Annotated in this window: 15 protein-coding genes; all 15 read right to left on the bottom strand. The window is 61.4% G+C overall.

Features of this window, described 5'->3' with window-relative positions:
• Nucleotides 1–82: 82 nt before the first annotated feature.
• Nucleotides 83–1,477, bottom strand: a complete 1,395-nt coding sequence (gene atpD, locus OKW45_RS32660) for a F0F1 ATP synthase subunit beta (RefSeq protein WP_026225520.1) — start codon at nucleotides 1,475–1,477, stop codon at nucleotides 83–85.
• A gap of 100 nt (nucleotides 1,478–1,577) precedes the next feature.
• Complete coding sequence (atpG, locus tag OKW45_RS32655) at nucleotides 1,578–2,462, bottom strand: F0F1 ATP synthase subunit gamma (RefSeq protein WP_026225521.1); 885 nt, start codon at nucleotides 2,460–2,462, stop codon at nucleotides 1,578–1,580.
• 140 nt (nucleotides 2,463–2,602) lie between these two features.
• Nucleotides 2,603–4,144: a F0F1 ATP synthase subunit alpha gene (gene atpA / locus OKW45_RS32650; RefSeq protein WP_429473013.1), complete on the bottom strand. Its 1,542-nt coding sequence runs from the start codon at nucleotides 4,142–4,144 to the stop codon at nucleotides 2,603–2,605.
• A 56-nt stretch (nucleotides 4,145–4,200) separates the two neighbouring features.
• On the bottom strand, nucleotides 4,201–4,740 hold the full coding sequence (locus OKW45_RS32645) for a F0F1 ATP synthase subunit delta (protein ID WP_018418854.1): 540 nt from the start codon (nucleotides 4,738–4,740) through the stop codon (nucleotides 4,201–4,203).
• 2 nt (nucleotides 4,741–4,742) lie between these two features.
• Nucleotides 4,743–5,213: a F0F1 ATP synthase subunit B gene (locus OKW45_RS32640; protein ID WP_018418855.1), complete on the bottom strand. Its 471-nt coding sequence runs from the start codon at nucleotides 5,211–5,213 to the stop codon at nucleotides 4,743–4,745.
• A gap of 136 nt (nucleotides 5,214–5,349) precedes the next feature.
• Entirely contained in the window at nucleotides 5,350–5,619 is a 270-nt protein-coding gene (gene atpE, locus OKW45_RS32635) for a F0F1 ATP synthase subunit C (RefSeq protein WP_007180033.1), read from the bottom strand.
• Between the two features lie 80 nt (nucleotides 5,620–5,699).
• Nucleotides 5,700–6,551 carry a F0F1 ATP synthase subunit A gene (gene atpB / locus OKW45_RS32630; protein ID WP_026225522.1) on the bottom strand — a complete coding sequence of 284 codons (852 nt, stop codon included), beginning with the start codon at nucleotides 6,549–6,551 and terminating at the stop codon, nucleotides 5,700–5,702.
• A gap of 165 nt (nucleotides 6,552–6,716) precedes the next feature.
• Nucleotides 6,717–7,262, bottom strand: coding sequence for an ATP synthase subunit I (locus tag OKW45_RS32625; protein WP_018418857.1), 546 nt, complete (start codon nucleotides 7,260–7,262; stop codon nucleotides 6,717–6,719).
• Between the two features lie 575 nt (nucleotides 7,263–7,837).
• Nucleotides 7,838–8,725 (bottom strand): ParB/RepB/Spo0J family partition protein, encoded by an 888-nt coding sequence (locus tag OKW45_RS32620; protein ID WP_018418858.1) that lies wholly within the window; start codon nucleotides 8,723–8,725, stop codon nucleotides 7,838–7,840.
• Nucleotides 8,726–8,743: 18 nt separating this feature from the next.
• On the bottom strand, nucleotides 8,744–9,535 hold the full coding sequence (locus OKW45_RS32615; RefSeq protein ID WP_090802387.1) for a ParA family protein: 792 nt from the start codon (nucleotides 9,533–9,535) through the stop codon (nucleotides 8,744–8,746).
• Nucleotides 9,536–9,606: 71 nt separating this feature from the next.
• The gene (gene rsmG / locus OKW45_RS32610) at nucleotides 9,607–10,290 is read right to left on the bottom strand and encodes a 16S rRNA (guanine(527)-N(7))-methyltransferase RsmG (RefSeq protein ID WP_429473012.1); all 684 of its coding nucleotides are present in this window, start codon (nucleotides 10,288–10,290) and stop codon (nucleotides 9,607–9,609) included.
• On the bottom strand, nucleotides 10,287–12,245 hold the full coding sequence (gene mnmG, locus OKW45_RS32605) for a tRNA uridine-5-carboxymethylaminomethyl(34) synthesis enzyme MnmG (RefSeq protein WP_429473011.1): 1,959 nt from the start codon (nucleotides 12,243–12,245) through the stop codon (nucleotides 10,287–10,289). Before mnmG ends, rsmG begins: the two co-directional genes overlap by 4 nt.
• Before the next feature lie 175 nt (nucleotides 12,246–12,420).
• Entirely contained in the window at nucleotides 12,421–13,197 is a 777-nt protein-coding gene (locus tag OKW45_RS32600) for an ABC transporter ATP-binding protein (protein ID WP_429473403.1), read from the bottom strand.
• Nucleotides 13,197–14,981, bottom strand: a complete 1,785-nt coding sequence (locus OKW45_RS32595) for a branched-chain amino acid ABC transporter ATP-binding protein/permease (RefSeq protein WP_429473010.1) — start codon at nucleotides 14,979–14,981, stop codon at nucleotides 13,197–13,199. Before OKW45_RS32595 ends, OKW45_RS32600 begins: the two co-directional genes overlap by 1 nt.
• A gap of 4 nt (nucleotides 14,982–14,985) precedes the next feature.
• Nucleotides 14,986–16,041, bottom strand: a complete 1,056-nt coding sequence (locus tag OKW45_RS32590; RefSeq protein WP_018418864.1) for a branched-chain amino acid ABC transporter permease — start codon at nucleotides 16,039–16,041, stop codon at nucleotides 14,986–14,988.
• Nucleotides 16,042–16,149: the final 108 nt, after the last annotated feature.

The following is a 16,149-nucleotide window of genomic DNA, read 5'->3' as shown; positions in this document are numbered from 1 at the left end:
GAGAGACGCGGGCTTTGCGCAACACTACCGTTTTGGCGGCCGTGATGCGCGAGGCCGGCGCTCGCTTCGTTACACCCGACCTTTACTGGATCTTCTTGGCCTTTTCGAAGGCTTCGTCGATCGTGCCGACCATGTAGAACGCTTGCTCCGGCAGGTGGTCGCACTCGCCTTCGACGATCATCTTGAAGCCACGGATCGTTTCCTTCAGCGGCACGTACTTGCCCGGCGAACCCGTGAACACTTCGGCGACGTGGAACGGCTGCGACAGGAAACGCTGAATCTTACGAGCGCGCGCGACGGCGAGCTTGTCTTCCGGCGCGAGTTCGTCCATGCCCAGAATCGCGATAATGTCGCGCAGTTCCTTGTAGCGTTGCAGCGTTTGCTGCACGCCGCGCGTGATCGAGTAATGCTCTTCGCCGATCACGTGCGGGTCGATCTGACGCGAGGTCGAATCGAGCGGATCCACCGCGGGATAGATACCGAGCGAGGCGATGTCACGCGACAGCACGACGGTTGCGTCGAGGTGGCCGAAGGTCGTAGCCGGCGACGGGTCGGTCAAGTCGTCCGCAGGGACGTACACGGCCTGCACCGACGTGATCGAGCCAGTCTTGGTCGACGTAATACGCTCCTGGAGCTTACCCATTTCTTCAGCCAGCGTCGGCTGATAGCCCACTGCCGACGGCATACGGCCGAGCAGTGCCGACACTTCGGTACCGGCCAGCGTGAAACGGTAGATGTTGTCGACGAAGAACAGCACGTCGAGGCCTTCGTCACGGAAGTGCTCGGCCATCGTCAGGCCGGTCAGCGCGACGCGCAGACGGTTGCCCGGCGGCTCGTTCATCTGGCCGTAGACCAGCGCGACCTTGTCGAGAACGTTCGAGTCCTTCATTTCATGATAGAAGTCGTTCCCTTCGCGGGTACGCTCGCCCACACCGGCGAACACGGAGTAACCGCCGTGTTCCTTCGCGATGTTGTTGATCAGTTCCATCATGTTCACGGTCTTGCCCACGCCGGCGCCACCGAACAGACCCACCTTACCGCCCTTTGCGAACGGGCAGATCAGGTCGATAACCTTGATGCCGGTTTCGAGCAGCTCGGTCGACGGCGACAGTTGGTCGAACGCCGGAGCCTTCTGGTGGATCGCACGCGTGGTGTCGCTCGAGATCGGGCCGGCTTCGTCGATCGGACGGCCAAGCACGTCCATGATACGGCCGAGGGTCGGCTTGCCGACCGGCACGCTGATCGGGTTGCCCGTGTTCTTGACGATCGTGCCGCGGCGCAGACCATCCGAAGCACCCAGACAGATGGTACGGACCACGCCGTCGCCCAGCTGCTGCTGGACTTCGAGCGTCAGTTCCGAACCTTCCAGAATGAGCGCGTCGTAGATCTTCGGCATGGTTTCACGCGGAAATTCCACGTCGATCACCGCGCCGATGCACTGTACGATCTTGCCTTCTACCAAAGCAGTAGTACTCATCGCTTTTCCTTTAGATACTCAATTCTTCACTCGCGCAAAGGCGCAGTTTCTCCGATGGGTGCGCCGCTCGGGCGCACACGCAACGACCTGCCGACCGGGGTCAGACGGCCGCCGCTCCACCGACGATTTCCGACAGTTCTTTCGTGATCGCGGCCTGACGGCTCTTGTTGTAGACCAACTGCAGATCGTTGATGACCGTCTTCGCGTTGTCCGAAGCGGCTTTCATCGCGACCATGCGGGCCGACTGCTCCGATGCCATGTTTTCCGCGACGGCCTGATAGACCAGCGCTTCGACATAACGCACCAGCAGTTCGTCAACCACTGCCTGCGCATCCGGCTCGTAGATGTAGTCCCACTGCGTGCTCGGCGTCGTACCGTCTTCTTCCGTGCGCTCGAACTGGTCCGCCGACAATGGCAGCAGTTGCTCGATCACCGGCTCCTGCTTCATCGTGTTGACGAAGCGCGTGTACGCGAGGTACACCGCCGAAATCTTCCCTTCCGAGTACAGGTCGAGTTGCACCTTCACAGCGCCGATCAGTTTTTCCAGATGCGGCGTATCGCCCAGTTGCACGACGTTCGACACGACTTTCGCCTGCAGTCGGTTCAGGAAGCCCAAGCCCCTGCTGCCGATCGCGGTTGCCTCGATCGTCTTGCCCTGGCCTTCCAGTTCCTTGAACTTCTGCACCGACGCACGCAGCACGTTGGTGTTCATCCCGCCGCACAGACCTTTATCAGTCGTGACGAGGATGACGCCGGCCGCCTTCGCGCCTTCGTTCGACACCATGAACGGGTGACGATACTCCGGGTTCGCACGGCTCATGTGCGCGGCGATATCGCGGACCTTGTCGGCATACGGGCGAGCAGCGCGCATGCGCTCCTGAGCGCGGCGCATCTTCGATGCGGCCACCATCTCCATCGCTTTCGTGATCTTGCGCGTGTTTTGCACGCTCTTGATCTTGCCGCGAATTTCCTTCATTCCAGCCATTGCTTGCTCCTTTGTCGGCCCGAGTTAGCGCTTTAGCGCTTACTCGGGTCCCATGCAATGCGGCCGAAGTAGCGCGGGAGCATTCGCATGCGGCCCGCGCCGCTTCAAGGTCCGTTTATGCCTTGCGGATCACTCGCGGATCAATAAGCGCCGGACTTCTTGAAGTCTTTGACGGCCGTGTGCAGCAGGCCTTCGTCGTCCTTCGAGAGTTCCTTGGTATCTTCGATACGCTTGACCAGGTCGGCATGGCTCGACTTCAGGTGGTCGCGCAGGCCCTTTTCGAACGGCAGGACTTGAGCAACTTCGAGGTCGTCGAGATAGCCGTTGTTCGCCGCGAACAGCGACACAGCCAGTTCCCACACCTGCAGCGGCTGATACTGCGGCTGCTTCAGCAGTTCCGTCACGCGGCGGCCGCGCTCGAGCTGCTTGCGGGTCGCTTCGTCGAGGTCCGATGCGAACTGCGCGAACGCAGCGAGTTCACGGTACTGCGCGAGGTCTGTACGGATACCGCCCGACAGCTTCTTCACGACCTTCGTTTGAGCCGCGCCACCCACACGCGACACCGACACGCCAGCGTTAATTGCCGGGCGGATACCTGCGTTGAAGAGGTCGGTTTCAAGGAAGATCTGGCCGTCGGTAATCGAGATCACGTTCGTCGGAACGAATGCGGTCACGTCGCCTGCCTGCGTTTCGATGACCGGCAATGCCGTCAGCGAACCGCTCCTGCCCTTCACTTCACCATTGGTGAACTTCTCGACGTACTCTTCCGAGACGCGAGCAGCGCGCTCGAGCAGACGCGAGTGCAGATAGAACACGTCACCCGGGTAAGCTTCACGGCCCGGCGGGCGGCGCAGCAGCAGCGAGATCTGACGGTATGCCCAAGCCTGCTTGGTCAAGTCGTCGTAAACGATCAGCGCGTCCTGGCCGCGATCGCGGAAGTATTCGCCCATCGTGCAGCCGGCGTACGGCGCGAGGTATTGCATTGCGGCCGAATCCGAAGCCGAAGCGGCCACGACGATCGTATATTCGAGCGCGCCCGATTCTTCGAGCTTACGCACCACGTTCACGATCGACGAAGCCTTCTGGCCAATCGCGACGTAGATACAAACGAGGTTCTTGCCTTTCTGGTTGATGATCGCGTCGACTGCGACCGCGGTCTTGCCGCACTGACGATCGCCGATGATCAGCTCACGCTGGCCACGGCCGATCGGCACCATCGCGTCGATCGACTTCAGACCGGTTTGGACCGGTTCCGAAACCGACTTACGCCAGATCACACCCGGTGCAATCTTTTCGATTGCGTCGGTCATCTTCGCGTTGATCGGGCCTTTGCCGTCGATCGGGTTGCCGAGTGTGTCGACCACGCGGCCGAGCAGTTCCGGACCCACCGGCACTTCCAGAATGCGGCCCGTCGTCTTGACGATGTCGCCTTCCGAAATGTGTTCGAACTCACCAAGAATCACGGCGCCGACCGAGTCGCGCTCGAGGTTCAGCGCGAGACCGAAGGTGTTGCCCGGGAATTCGAGCATTTCGCCCTGCATCACTTCCGACAGGCCGTGGATGCGCACGATACCGTCGGTCACGGAGATCACGGTGCCCTGGTTGCGAACGTCTGCGCTCGCTTCAAGGCCCTGGATCCGGCTCTTGATCAGCTCGCTGATCTCAGAGGGATTGAGTTGCATTATTCGCTCCTGATAGTCAATTCTGTTGCGTGCCAGCCGCCAAAACGCGAAGCGCTTCAGGCCGTCAGAGCCGTTTGCATGCTGGCGAGCCGCGCGCGGACCGAGGTATCGAGCACTTCGTCGCCGATCGTCACGCGTACGCCGCCGATCAGCGAGTGATCGACTTCGACCGTCGGTTTCAGCTTACGCTTGAACTTGCGTTCGAGGCTTGCGACGAGTTCGTTCAACTGCGCACCTTCGAGCGGGAATGCGCTGACGATCAGCACATCTGCTGCCCCTTCGCGGGCGTTCTTCAACTCTTCGAACTGCGAGGCGATTTCCGGCAGCAGCTGCAGGCGATGGTTGTCCACCAGCATCTGCACCAGATTCTTCGCTTGCGCGTTGTCCTTGAGCGGCGACTTGACCGCAGCCAGCAGCAGATCGCTAACCTGGGCGCGGCTCACTTTCGGGCTCGAGGCGATCGACAGCACTTCGGGCAGACGCGCAACCTGTGCCAGCTCCTGCACGAGCGTGGACCAGGCGGCGATGTCACCAGCTTCGGCCACGCCAAACAGCGCTTCCGCGTACGGACGGGCGATGGTTGCAAGTTCGGCCATGATCAGAGCTCTGCTTTCAGTTGATTCAGCAGGTCAGCATGAGCTGCCTGGTCGACTTCGCGCTTCAGGATCTGTTCAGCGCCCTTCACAGCGAGTGCTGCGACTTCGCCACGCAGCGTCTCGCGTGCCTTCACGACTTGCTGGTCCGCGTCGGCCTTCGCCTGCGCAATGATGCGGGCGGCTTCCGACTGCGCCTGAGCCTTGATTTCGTCGGCGACTGCGACCGCGCGCTTTTCAGCGTCGGCGATGCGTTGCTGGCCGTCGTTGCGAGCCTGAGCCAGCTCCTGGTCGACGCGCTTGTGGGCGGCTTCGAGTTCCTGCTTGCCCTTTTCCGCGGCGGACAGACCGTCGGCGATCTTCTTCGCGCGCTCGTCGATGGCGTTGATCAGCGGCGGCCACACGAATTTCATCGTGAACCACGCGAGGATCAGGAACACGACCATTTGCGCAAACAGGGTTGCGTTGAGATTCACGGTGTTTCCTTAAACGTTGCTTGTTCGGAAAGTGAAACGGCAAGGCGCTCATCGATTCTGCTCGATCAGCGCCCCAGTACCCGTTCCGCCCTGCGCCTTTACCAGTTATAGCTCAGGCGCAAACCTCCGAGGAACCTCAGCCTGCCAGCTTCGAGAGCAGCGGGTTCGCGAACGCAAACAGCATTGCCACACCAACGCCAATCAGGAACGCCGCATCGATCAGACCAGCCAGCAGGAACATCTTGGTTTGCAGCGGGTTCATCAGTTCCGGTTGACGGGCGCACGCTTCAATGTACTTGCCGCCCATCAGACCGATACCGATACAGGCGCCGATAGCACCCAGGCCGATGATGATGCCGATACCGATGGCGGTCAGACCCTGGATGTTGGCGATGAAAGCTTGCATGATCACTCCTTTGTGAAAAGTCTTTTAGAACTGGTTGGAACTGGGATTTAAAAACTACGATTCTTTGCCGACAGCGCAGGTTAGTGCGTGTCGTGTGCCTGGCCGATGTACACCAGCGTCAGCATCATGAAAATGAACGCCTGCAGCAGAACGATCAGGATGTGGAAGATCGACCACACTGTGCCGGCGACCACGTGGCCGATGAAGCCAAGCACCGTCGTGTCCGCGCCGAAGCTCCAGAGGCTGCCGAGCAGGGCAATCAGCAGGAACAACAGTTCGCCCGCGTACATGTTGCCGAACAACCGCATGCCGAGCGAGACCGTCTTCGCGACGAACTCGATGATGTTCAGTGCCAGGTTCGGGATCCACAGAAGCGGATGCGCGCCGAACGGAGCGGACAGCAGTTCATGCACGAAGCCGCCAGCGCCCTTGATCTTGAAGTTGTAGTAAATCATCAGCACGAACACGCCGAGCGCGATGCCGATCGTGCCGTTCAGGTCGGCGGTCGGCACGATGCGGTGGTGCGGGATGGCTTCGGACAGACCCAGCCAGCCGATCACACGGCCCGGCAGGTCGACGGGAATGAAGTCGAGCGAGTTCATCAGCGCGACCCAGACGAACACGGTCAGCGCGAGCGGCGCGATGAAGGTGCGCGAGCCGTGGATCATGGCCTTGGATTGATCCTCGACCATTTCGACCAGCATTTCGATCGCGCATTGGAAGCGGCCCGGCACGCCGGCCGTTGCCTTACGGGCTGCCAGGTGCAGTACGAAAATCGTGACGAGGCCGCACACGATCGACCAGAAAAGGGTGTCGAGATTCCACACATGGATGTCGAAAATCGACGTCTGGTGTGCGGTGGAAAAGTTCTGCAAGTGGTGCGCGATGTACTCGGACGGATCCATTGCGCGCGTGCCTTCGCTAGCTGCCATATCGTTAAAGCCACCCAAATTGTCGAAAATCGTTCGAGGCCGCTCCCGCCGGAATACTGTGTTGCGGGAACGCACCGGGTGCGGGCCCTGTCTCATCCGCACACCCGTGCCGGCGCTACGCGCCGGCCTTAAATTCTTTTTGCTGCTATTTTTTGTGCTGCTACCTTAGCGCCACGCCAAGGCGATCCAGTAAGTCTTCAGCGCGATGAGGTAGGTCACGAGCAGCGGAATCCAGCGTACGTCGTGATACCAGAAGGCGATTGCGACAAACATCGCAATCGTTGTCCCCATCTTGAGTGCTTCGCCGATCATCCAGCTCATCACGGTCTCGGCGCCGCCCTGCTTTTTCAGTCGTGCCGCGAACAACGCGCCCGGCACCCAGCAGATCGCCCCCCCGAGGAACGCGGACAGCGCAGCAGCGCCCGGCGGCTTGTAGAACAGCCACCACAACAGCGTTGCAACCAGGGACAAAACCATTTGCGCTGCGACGACCTTGAACGGCGTCACGCGCGATGGACGACCCACGCCGGGACCAAACAGCTTTTCCGCCTCGGCCCGCGTGAGCGGAACGATATTGTTATCTTCCTGCGCGTCATCCCACGCTTCGGCCGGATCGAGCTGCCGACTGGAGGACATCTCGGGTGCGGAGCGTTCAGCGCGGTGTCTGTCGTCACCATTCTCCGGCGACAGATTCGACGTTTTGACCGCCATCGCAATGTTCCGAAAGTCTCGTTCAGCCCGCGAGTTTACGCAGCGCTTACGGGGTTGCCGTGCAATTAAATCCGGGCGATTGTAAGCGATAGTTGCAGGCAATTCAAGGCTTTAGGTCAGCCTATAATCGCGTGAAACTTCCCTTCACGATGCGGTAGAACGTACGCTAACGACGCGAAACACGTCAAATGTAAGGCGGGCGAGGGGCGGCAAAACCCGTGCGGGTGGTCGCGTGGATCGAAGCTCGTTGGCGGTGCGTTTCGACGCTGCGGCAGACGTCTCGAAAATGCAACAAATGCCTCTTTTCTAAGGGCTGAACGGGACAGCTCTTCTATTGAGCTGAATCAACCTCACGGCAATTTTCGATGATGATCGCGCCGCCTTTGACAGCGGCTCGTCAGGATTATTATCGCGTGGAGGTGGAGCGCCTGAAGCTAGGATTCCTGATTATTCGTGCATCGGTTGTTTTGGAATCCACAATAGTCGCTCGCACCGAAGTAGACTAACTAGCGGCAGTGCTCTTGCACAGGCCGCCAGCCGTTCATCACCCTTGCCTGCTGAGCGCCAATCTGCGCTCAGACGTTCGCGTTCCCGCGCAAACGAACCAGAATGCCTTCCAGCGCGTCGAGATCGCCGAAGTCCACCAGCACCTGGCCGCGACCGCGTCGGCCGAGCTTGATTTTCACCGTCGCGGACAGCAGGTCCGACAGTTCCTCTTCCAGGCGTCGCGTGTCACGGCCGCCGTCCGGATTCGCGCGGGCCTTGACCGCCGGCGTCACCTTCGTGGTCATCGCAACCAGCTTTTCCGTCTCGCGCACAGACAGGCGCTTGTTGACGACCTGGTTGGCCAGCGTGATCTGCGTCGCAGCGTCGACGGCGAGCAGCGCGCGAGCGTGGCCCATGTCGAGATCGCCGGCGAGCAACATCGTCTGTACCGGTGTCGCAAGATTCAGCAGACGCAGCAGGTTCGACACCGCGCTGCGCGAACGTCCCACCGACTCCGCCGCCTGCTCATGCGTGAAATTGAATTCGTCGAGCAGGCGCTGGATACCTTGGGCCTCTTCGAGGGGATTCAGATCCTCGCGCTGGATGTTTTCGATCAGCGCCATCGCCGCGGCGGCCTGGTCGGGCACGTCCTTCACAAGCACCGGCACCTCGTCGAGGCCTGCGAGCCGCGCCGCGCGAAAACGCCGCTCCCCCGCGATGATCTCATAGCGATCCGCCGCGATCGGACGCACGAGAATCGGCTGCATCAGCCCTTGCGCGCGGATGCTGGCCGCAAGCTCCTGCAGCGCGCCTTCGTCCATGCGCATGCGCGGCTGGTATTTGCCCGCCTGCATCTTGCCGAGCGGCAATACGTTCGGCGCGCCGTCGATCACCGCTGCCTCGGTGATATCGGCGGTGCCGCCGAGCAATGCCTCCAGACCGCGGCCCAGTCCCTTCTTTCTTGCTACTGCGTTCATCGTGCTTCCTCGATCCGCTTAGGATGCCTGGGGCGCGTCATTCAGCGCGCGCACCCGCTCAATCATTTCGACGCCGAACTGCACGTACGCCTGCGCGCCTCGCGACGCCCTGTCGAACACCACACCGGGCAGCCCGTAGCTGGGCGCCTCGGCCAATCGCACGTTGCGTGGAATCACGGCGTCGAAGACCTTGTCGCCGAAGTGCTCTTTCAATTGATCTGAGACTTGCTGTTGCAACGTGATGCGCGGATCGAACATGACGCGCAGCAGACCGATCACCTTGAGGTCTCGATTCAGATTCGCGTGGACCTGCTTGATCGTGTTGACGAGGTCGGACAGCCCTTCGAGGGCGAAGTATTCGCACTGCATCGGAATGACGACGCCGTGCGCGGCGCATAGTCCGTTGAGCGTCAGCAGTGACAAAGCCGGCGGGCAATCGATCAGCACGAAATCGTACTCGCCCTCGACCCCGGCGAGCGCCGCCTTCAGTTGACGCTCGCGATTCTGCATGCTGACGAGTTCGACCTCGGCGCCCGCGAGCTCACGGTTCGCGGGCAGCACGTCGTATCCGACCGCCTCGGGCCGCACGCGCGCATCGGCCACCGACACGTTGTCCACGAGCACCTCGTAGACCGTGTTCGTACATTCGGCCTTGTCGATACCGCTGCCCATCGTGGCGTTGCCTTGCGGGTCCAGATCGATGAGAAGGACTCGCTGTCCCTGCGCTGCCAGGCTCGCGGCCAGATTGACTGTGGTGGTCGTCTTGCCGACGCCGCCCTTCTGGTTCGCAACGCAGAAGATTTTTGCCATCGTTGGTGTGTCCCTTTTGCTGCTTGGATGAAGTGAAAATCGTTGAGTGTGCTTACAGGTCGCAGCGGCCGTCAGCTTTCGGGGTCCACTCGCACCTCGATCAGATGCCGCTCGGCGTCCAGCGACGGCACGTTCAGCCGGATGATCCGTTCCACGTGGGCGCCCGCCGGCAGACGCGCGATTTCGGCATCCGGCCGCACACCCTTCATCGCCAGGATCGCGCCCTGCTCCGCAACCAGATGACGGGCCAGTGTAACGAAATCCGAGAGTTCTGCGAACGCGCGCGAGACGATTACGTCGAACTTTGCCGGTACTTCGGCGCCAGGCCGCAGCGTCTCCACCCGACCGGTCACAACCGATAGGTTCGCGAGGCCCAGTTCCGCCTTCGCCTGCGACTGAAAGGCAGTCTTCTTCTGGACGATGTCGTTCGTCGTGATGGTCCAATCGGGCAGCACGATCGCAAGCACGATGCCTGGCAGCCCCCCGCCCGAACCGACGTCGAGCGCCGACGACGGCCCGCGCGGCGCCAGATGCGGCACGATCGATAGCGAATCGAGAATGTGCTGGATTAGCATCTGCTGCGGATCGCGGATCGCTGTCAGGTTGTAGACGTTGTTCCACTTCGCGAGCAGCGTGACGTAATCGAGCAACCTGCGCTGCTGCGCATCGCTGAGTTCGAGACCGAGTTCACGAACACCGTCCGCCAGCAATGACGCCAAGGCCTGCTGGTCGATTCCCCTCTGCGCTGCCGTCATTGAACCACCGGCGTGCTGTCGGCGCCGGGCTCGGCGGACTTCGACGGACGACGCCCGAGGCCGCGCTTGAGATGGACCATCAGCAGCGAGATCGCGGCAGGCGTGATGCCCGAAATACGCGACGCCTGTCCGATCGTTTCCGGCCGGAACTGCATCAACTTCTGGCGAGCTTCGAACGACAGCCCACGCACCTCGGTGTAGTCCAGCCCTTCAGGCAGACGCGTGTTCTCTTGCGCCTCGTTGCGTTCGATCTCACCGGCCTGTCGGTCGATGTACCCCTGATATTTGACGCCGATTTCGATCTGTTCCTTGATTTGTGCGAGTAGCACGCGGTCTTCCGCAAGTGCTTCGGGCGCGCCACAAGTGCCGTCACGCAGCCCGCAGACGCCGTCATAGCTGACGCCCGGACGACGCAGCAGGTCCGCGAGACTGTATTCGTGGTCGATTGGCTTGCCAAGCAAAGCGGTCGCCTCTTCTGCCGATAAGGTCTTAGGATTAACCCAGGTTGAACGCAAGCGCTGTGTTTCACGTGAAACAGCGTCACGCTTGCGACTGAAGGCGTCCCAGCGGGCGTCATCGACCACGCCGAGTTCGCGCCCGATCTCCGTCAGCCGCATATCGGCGTTGTCTTCGCGCAAGCTCAGACGGTACTCCGCGCGGCTTGTGAACATCCGGTACGGCTCGGACACCCCGCGCGTGACCAGATCGTCCACGAGCACGCCGAGATAGGCCTGGTCGCGACGCGGACACCATGCTTCCTTCCCTTGCACGAACAGACCGGCGTTGATGCCGGCCAGAGCGCCCTGTGCAGCTGCCTCTTCGTAGCCGGTCGTACCGTTGATCTGTCCGGCGAAGAACAGACCACTGATCACCTTCGTTTCTAGCGATGCCTTCAGCCCACGCGGATCGAAATAGTCGTACTCGATCGCGTAGCCCGGCCGCAGGATATGCGCATGCTCGAGGCCGCGCATCGAACGCACCAGCTCGAGCTGCACGTCGAAGGGCAGGCTCGTCGAAATCCCGTTCGGATAGAACTCGTTGGTCGTCAGACCTTCCGGCTCGAGGTAGATCTGATGCGATTCCTTCGACGCAAACCGGTGAATCTTGTCCTCAATCGACGGGCAATAGCGGGGTCCCACCCCCTCGATCACGCCCGTGTACATCGGCGAACGATCGAGACCGCCGCGGATGATGTCGTGTGTCCGTTGATTCGTATGCGTGACCCAGCACGGCACTTGGCGCGGGTGCTGCTCGACACGCCCGAGGAACGAGAACACCGGCACCGGGTCCAGATCGCCGGGCTGCTCTTCCAGCTGCGAATAGTCGATCGTGCGACCGTCGATTCGCGGTGGCGTACCGGTCTTAAGCCGGCCCTGCGGTAGCTTCAGCTCTTTCAAGCGCGCCGACAGCGAAACCGCAGCCGGGTCGCCCGCGCGTCCGCCGGTGTAGTTGTTCAACCCCACGTGAATCTTGCCGTCGAGGAACGTGCCCGCCGTCAGCACCACCGCGCGAGACCGGAAACGAATACCCACTTGCGTGATGGCCCCGACCACGCGGTCGCCCTCGACCATCAGATCATCGACGGCCTGCTGAAATAGCCAGAGGTTCGGCTGATTCTCTAGACGATGGCGGATCGCGGCCTTGTACAGCACGCGGTCGGCCTGAGCGCGCGTCGCGCGGACCGCCGGTCCTTTCGACGAATTCAGGATCCGAAACTGGATGCCGCTTTCGTCGGTGGCGGCCGCCATGGCGCCACCTAGCGCGTCAATCTCCTTGACCAGATGGCCTTTGCCAATGCCGCCAACCGACGGATTGCAGCTCATCTGACCAAGGGTCTCGATGTTATGGGTCAAAAGCAGCGTTTTGTTGCCCATGCGCGCCGACGCCAAAGCAGCTTCGGTGCCGGCATGACCGCCACCGACGACGATTACGTCAAATTCTGTGGGAAAAAACATCGCGGGATCTCACGCCAGATCGTCGCGTGAGCCTTCAAAGGAAATGTGTGGGCGAATTATAACGGGTTCAGTTGCGGCGCGAATTTCGTCCGAATGGTGAAACAATAAAAAAGCGGTGTGTTTCACGTGAAACACACCGCTTCCAGAAACAGCGATCAGCGAAACAAGTGCACGCTTATGCCATCTTTTTGGCAAGACCGAGATAGGTTTCGATCACCCGGGGATTCTGCGCGAGGTCGGTTGCCCGTCCTTCCAACGCCAATTCGCCGGTTTCCAGCACGTAGCCGTAGTCCGAAATCTGCAATGCAGCGCGCGCATTCTGCTCGATCAGCAGCGTCGCGACGCCCGTCTGCCGCAAGGCGCTGATGATATGAAAGATTTCCTTCACGATCAGCGGCGCGAGACCGAGGCTCGGCTCGTCCAGCATCAGCAGATCGGGCTTGCCCATCAGGGCGCGGCCGACAGCGAGCATTTGCCGCTCGCCGCCGGAAAGCGTGCCGGCCGCCTGCTTGCGCCGCTCCTTCAGCCGCGGAAACAGTGCGAACACCGGTTCCAGCTGATCGAGAAAGTTGCGCTCCCCTGCTCGCTTGCGCCGGTAGGCGCCAAGCAGCAGATTGTCCTCGACGGTCATCGAAGCGAAAAGCTCGCGCTTTTCCGGCACCAGGCACATCCCAAGCGCAACGCGTTTTTCGACCGGCATAGCGCTGACGTCGTCGCCCTGATAGGAAACCGCGCCTTTCGCATGACCGGACGTCGGCAACGCGCCCATGATCGCATTCAGCAGCGTCGACTTTCCCGCGCCGTTCGGGCCGATCACTGAGACGATCTGCCCCGCCCGCACCTTGATCGCCGCATTGTGCAGCGCTTCAACCTTGCCGTAGCGGACGGACAAATGACTCACTTCGAGAATCGGCCCCGCCGCCGCCACGCCGTTCGTTGTCATGTTGTCCATCATTCCACCCCACCCAGATATGCTTCGAGCACCGCCGGATCCTGCTGGACTTCCTGGGGCAGGCCCTCTGCGATCCGCGTGCCGAACTCCATCACCACGAGCCGGTCCGTCAAATTCATTACGAAATCCATATCGTGCTCGACGAGCAGTACGCTCATCCCTTCTGTCTTCAGTCTGCGCAGCAGTTCGGCGAGCTGAAGCTTTTCCTGATACCGCAGACCAGCGGCCGGTTCATCGAGCAATAGCAGAGTCGGATCGCAGCACAGGGCGCGCGCGATTTCGAGAATCCGCTGTTGACCAAGCGCCAGGCTGCCCGCTTCGTCATACATGTGCTGTTCGAGGCCGACGCGGCGAATCTGCCGAGCGGCTTCGGCCATCAACCGCGCCTCTTCGGAGCTGTTCAGCCGCACGACACTGCGCCACACGCCTGCATGGCCACGCAGATGCGCACCGATCGCGACGTTCTCGAGCACGCTCATACCCGGCAGCAGCTTCACGTGCTGGAACGTGCGGCCGATGCCGCGCTTGACGATTTCACGTGAACTCAGCGCATCGATGCGCTCGCCTCGGAACGTGATCTCGCCGCTAGTCGCCTGCAGCACACCGGTCACGAGATTGAAGGTCGTCGACTTGCCTGCGCCGTTCGGTCCGATCAGCCCGATGATCTGCCCTGCTTTGACCTCGAAGCTGACGTCGTTCACCGCGACGAGACCGCCGAACTGCTTGCGCGCCTTGTTCACCGTCAGCAGGTCTTCGCCGGTCTGTGGCTTGTTGCGCTGCGGCAGAGGATCCGCGTGATCTGCGAGATGCGCCCGCGGGCCACGCGGGAAAAAGCGCGCGACGAACGGCCAGACGCCCTGCCGCGCGTACTGCAGAAGCAGCACCATGATGATGCCGAACACGATCACTTCGAAGTTGCCGTTCTCGCCGAGCAGTTTTGGCAGCAGCGTCTGCAAATAATCCTGCAGCACGGTCAGGATCGCCGCGCCGAGCACCGCGCCCCAAACGTGCGAGACGCCGCCCACCACCGCCATGAACAGGAACTCGATGCCGTGATTCAGTCCAAACGGCGTCGGATTCACGGCGCGCTGCAAGTGCGCGTACAGAAAACCCGAGACCGAGGCAAGCACCGCGGCATAGACGAAAATCACGACGCGCATCCAGCCGGTGTTGACGCCCATCGCCTCGGCCATCAGACCACCGCCGCGCAACGCGCGGATTGCGCGACCCGGCCGGCTATTAAGCAGATTCTGAACAGAGACGACCGCGCCGAGCACGACCACCCAGATCAGGTAATAGATATGGCGGCCGGACTCGAGATTGATCCCAAAAACATTCAACACCGGGATGCCGTTGATGCCGTCGTACTTGCCGAGCATGTCGAGATTGCCGAACAGGTAGAACAGCGCGAGCCCCCACGCAATCGTGCCGAGCGGCAGAAAGTGGCCGGATAGGCGCATCGTCACGAGACCGAGCATCAGCGCAACCAGCGCAGTGACGATCACGCCCGCGATTAGTGCGAGCCACGGCGACACGCCGAAGTTCGTCGTCAGATACGCGGTTGCATACGCGCCGATGCCAACGAACGCGGCCTGCCCGAAGCTCGTCATTCCGCCGATACCCGTCAACAGCACGAGGCCGATCGCGACGATCGAATAGAGGCCGATGTAATTCAGCAGCGTGACCCAGTACTCGGGTACATGGATCGGATGCGGCAGAACCGGCAAAGCGAACAGCACCACGAGGAACAACCAGAAGACCTTCATTTGCATGATTCGTTTCATCGTGTCACTCCTCTTCCTCTTCGGCGTGCGGGCTCGCAAGACTACGCCACAACAGCACCGGGATGATTAACGTGAATACGATCACTTCCTTATAAGCACTCGCCCAGAACGACGAATACGACTCCAGCAGACCAACGAGAATCGAGCCGGCCGCCGCCAGCGGATAGCTGACCAGACCGCCGATGATCGCGCCCACGAAGCCCTTCAAACCGATCAGGAAGCCCGAGTCGTAGTAGATCGTCGTGAGCGGCGCGACGAGGATGCCGCACAGTGCGCCGAGCCCCGCCGCAAGCGTGAACGCGAGACGTCCCGCCTGCGTCGTGCCGATGCCGACAAGCCGTGCGCCGAGCCGGTTCACCGACGTCGCGCGCAATGCCTTGCCCGAGATCGAGCGATCGAAGTACAGATACAGCGCGCCGATCAGCACGGCCGCGGTGCCGATCACCCACAGGCTCTGCCCGGAGATCGACAACGTGCCGATGTTGAACGTCGCATCGGAAAACGCGTTGGTGCGCGAGCCTTCGGCGCCGAACATCACGAGGCCGAGACCGACCATCGCGAAATGCACGGCCACCGCGATGATCAACAGCACCAGCGTGGTCGCCTCCGCGATCGGCTCGTAGGCAAGGCGATACACGAACGGACCCATCGGAATCACGATCAGCAGCGTCAGCGCGATCTGCACGATCATCGGCAGCGGTTGCAGGAAGATGCCGCGCGTGAGCGCGTAGACCGCGATCGGAAACAGCAGGTACTTCCCCGCCAGCACGGGCAGCGTGCGCGCCGCGTGACGACGCCGCTCAGCATGCCGTAACACGGCCGCCGTCTCGACTACGAAGCATGCCGCGCCCATCGCCATCAACAGCCAGCACGTGGCCGGAAACTTCTGCGTTTGCAGTGCGGCGAGCGTCAACGCACCGTACGAAACGAACTCCCCTTGCGGGATGAAGATCACCCGCGTGACGGAAAACACCAGCACCAGCGCAAGCGCGAGCAGTGCGTAGATCGCACCGGTCGTGATGCCGTCCTGCGCGAGGATCGCCGCAATTGATAGATCCATACTTCCTCGTCCTGAAGCGTCGAAATCGAAAAACCGGGAAACGGTCGCGACGGCGCGGTGCGAAGCCGGCCATCGATCTGCATGTCTGAAAAGACAACCGCCGCGCCG

Source organism: Paraburkholderia lebeckiae, from assembly GCF_050436225.1.
Classification (GTDB): domain Bacteria; phylum Pseudomonadota; class Gammaproteobacteria; order Burkholderiales; family Burkholderiaceae; genus Paraburkholderia; species Paraburkholderia tuberum.
The sequence above is the reverse complement of the archived record's forward strand: the minus strand, read 5'-3'. Positions and strand labels throughout refer to the sequence as shown.

What these genes read in the sequence shown, in the direction of transcription:
- atpD (WP_026225520.1), bottom strand. Translation starts at nt 1,477, where the DNA reads ATGAGTACTACTGCTTTGGTAGAAGGCAAGATCGTACAGTGCATCGGC.
- atpG (WP_026225521.1), bottom strand. Translation starts at nt 2,462, where the DNA reads ATGGCTGGAATGAAGGAAATTCGCGGCAAGATCAAGAGCGTGCAAAAC.
- atpA (WP_429473013.1), bottom strand. Translation starts at nt 4,144, where the DNA reads ATGCAACTCAATCCCTCTGAGATCAGCGAGCTGATCAAGAGCCGGATC.
- OKW45_RS32645 (WP_018418854.1), bottom strand. Translation starts at nt 4,740, where the DNA reads ATGGCCGAACTTGCAACCATCGCCCGTCCGTACGCGGAAGCGCTGTTT.
- atpE (WP_007180033.1), bottom strand. Translation starts at nt 5,619, where the DNA reads ATGCAAGCTTTCATCGCCAACATCCAGGGTCTGACCGCCATCGGTATC.
- atpB (WP_026225522.1), bottom strand. Translation starts at nt 6,551, where the DNA reads ATGGCAGCTAGCGAAGGCACGCGCGCAATGGATCCGTCCGAGTACATC.
- OKW45_RS32625 (WP_018418857.1), bottom strand. Translation starts at nt 7,262, where the DNA reads ATGGCGGTCAAAACGTCGAATCTGTCGCCGGAGAATGGTGACGACAGA.
- OKW45_RS32620 (WP_018418858.1), bottom strand. Translation starts at nt 8,725, where the DNA reads ATGAACGCAGTAGCAAGAAAGAAGGGACTGGGCCGCGGTCTGGAGGCA.
- OKW45_RS32615 (WP_090802387.1), bottom strand. Translation starts at nt 9,535, where the DNA reads ATGGCAAAAATCTTCTGCGTTGCGAACCAGAAGGGCGGCGTCGGCAAG.
- rsmG (WP_429473012.1), bottom strand. Translation starts at nt 10,290, where the DNA reads ATGACGGCAGCGCAGAGGGGAATCGACCAGCAGGCCTTGGCGTCATTG.
- mnmG (WP_429473011.1), bottom strand. Translation starts at nt 12,245, where the DNA reads ATGTTTTTTCCCACAGAATTTGACGTAATCGTCGTCGGTGGCGGTCAT.
- OKW45_RS32600 (WP_429473403.1), bottom strand. Translation starts at nt 13,197, where the DNA reads ATGGACAACATGACAACGAACGGCGTGGCGGCGGCGGGGCCGATTCTC.
- OKW45_RS32595 (WP_429473010.1), bottom strand. Translation starts at nt 14,981, where the DNA reads ATGAAACGAATCATGCAAATGAAGGTCTTCTGGTTGTTCCTCGTGGTG.
- OKW45_RS32590 (WP_018418864.1), bottom strand. Translation starts at nt 16,041, where the DNA reads ATGGATCTATCAATTGCGGCGATCCTCGCGCAGGACGGCATCACGACC.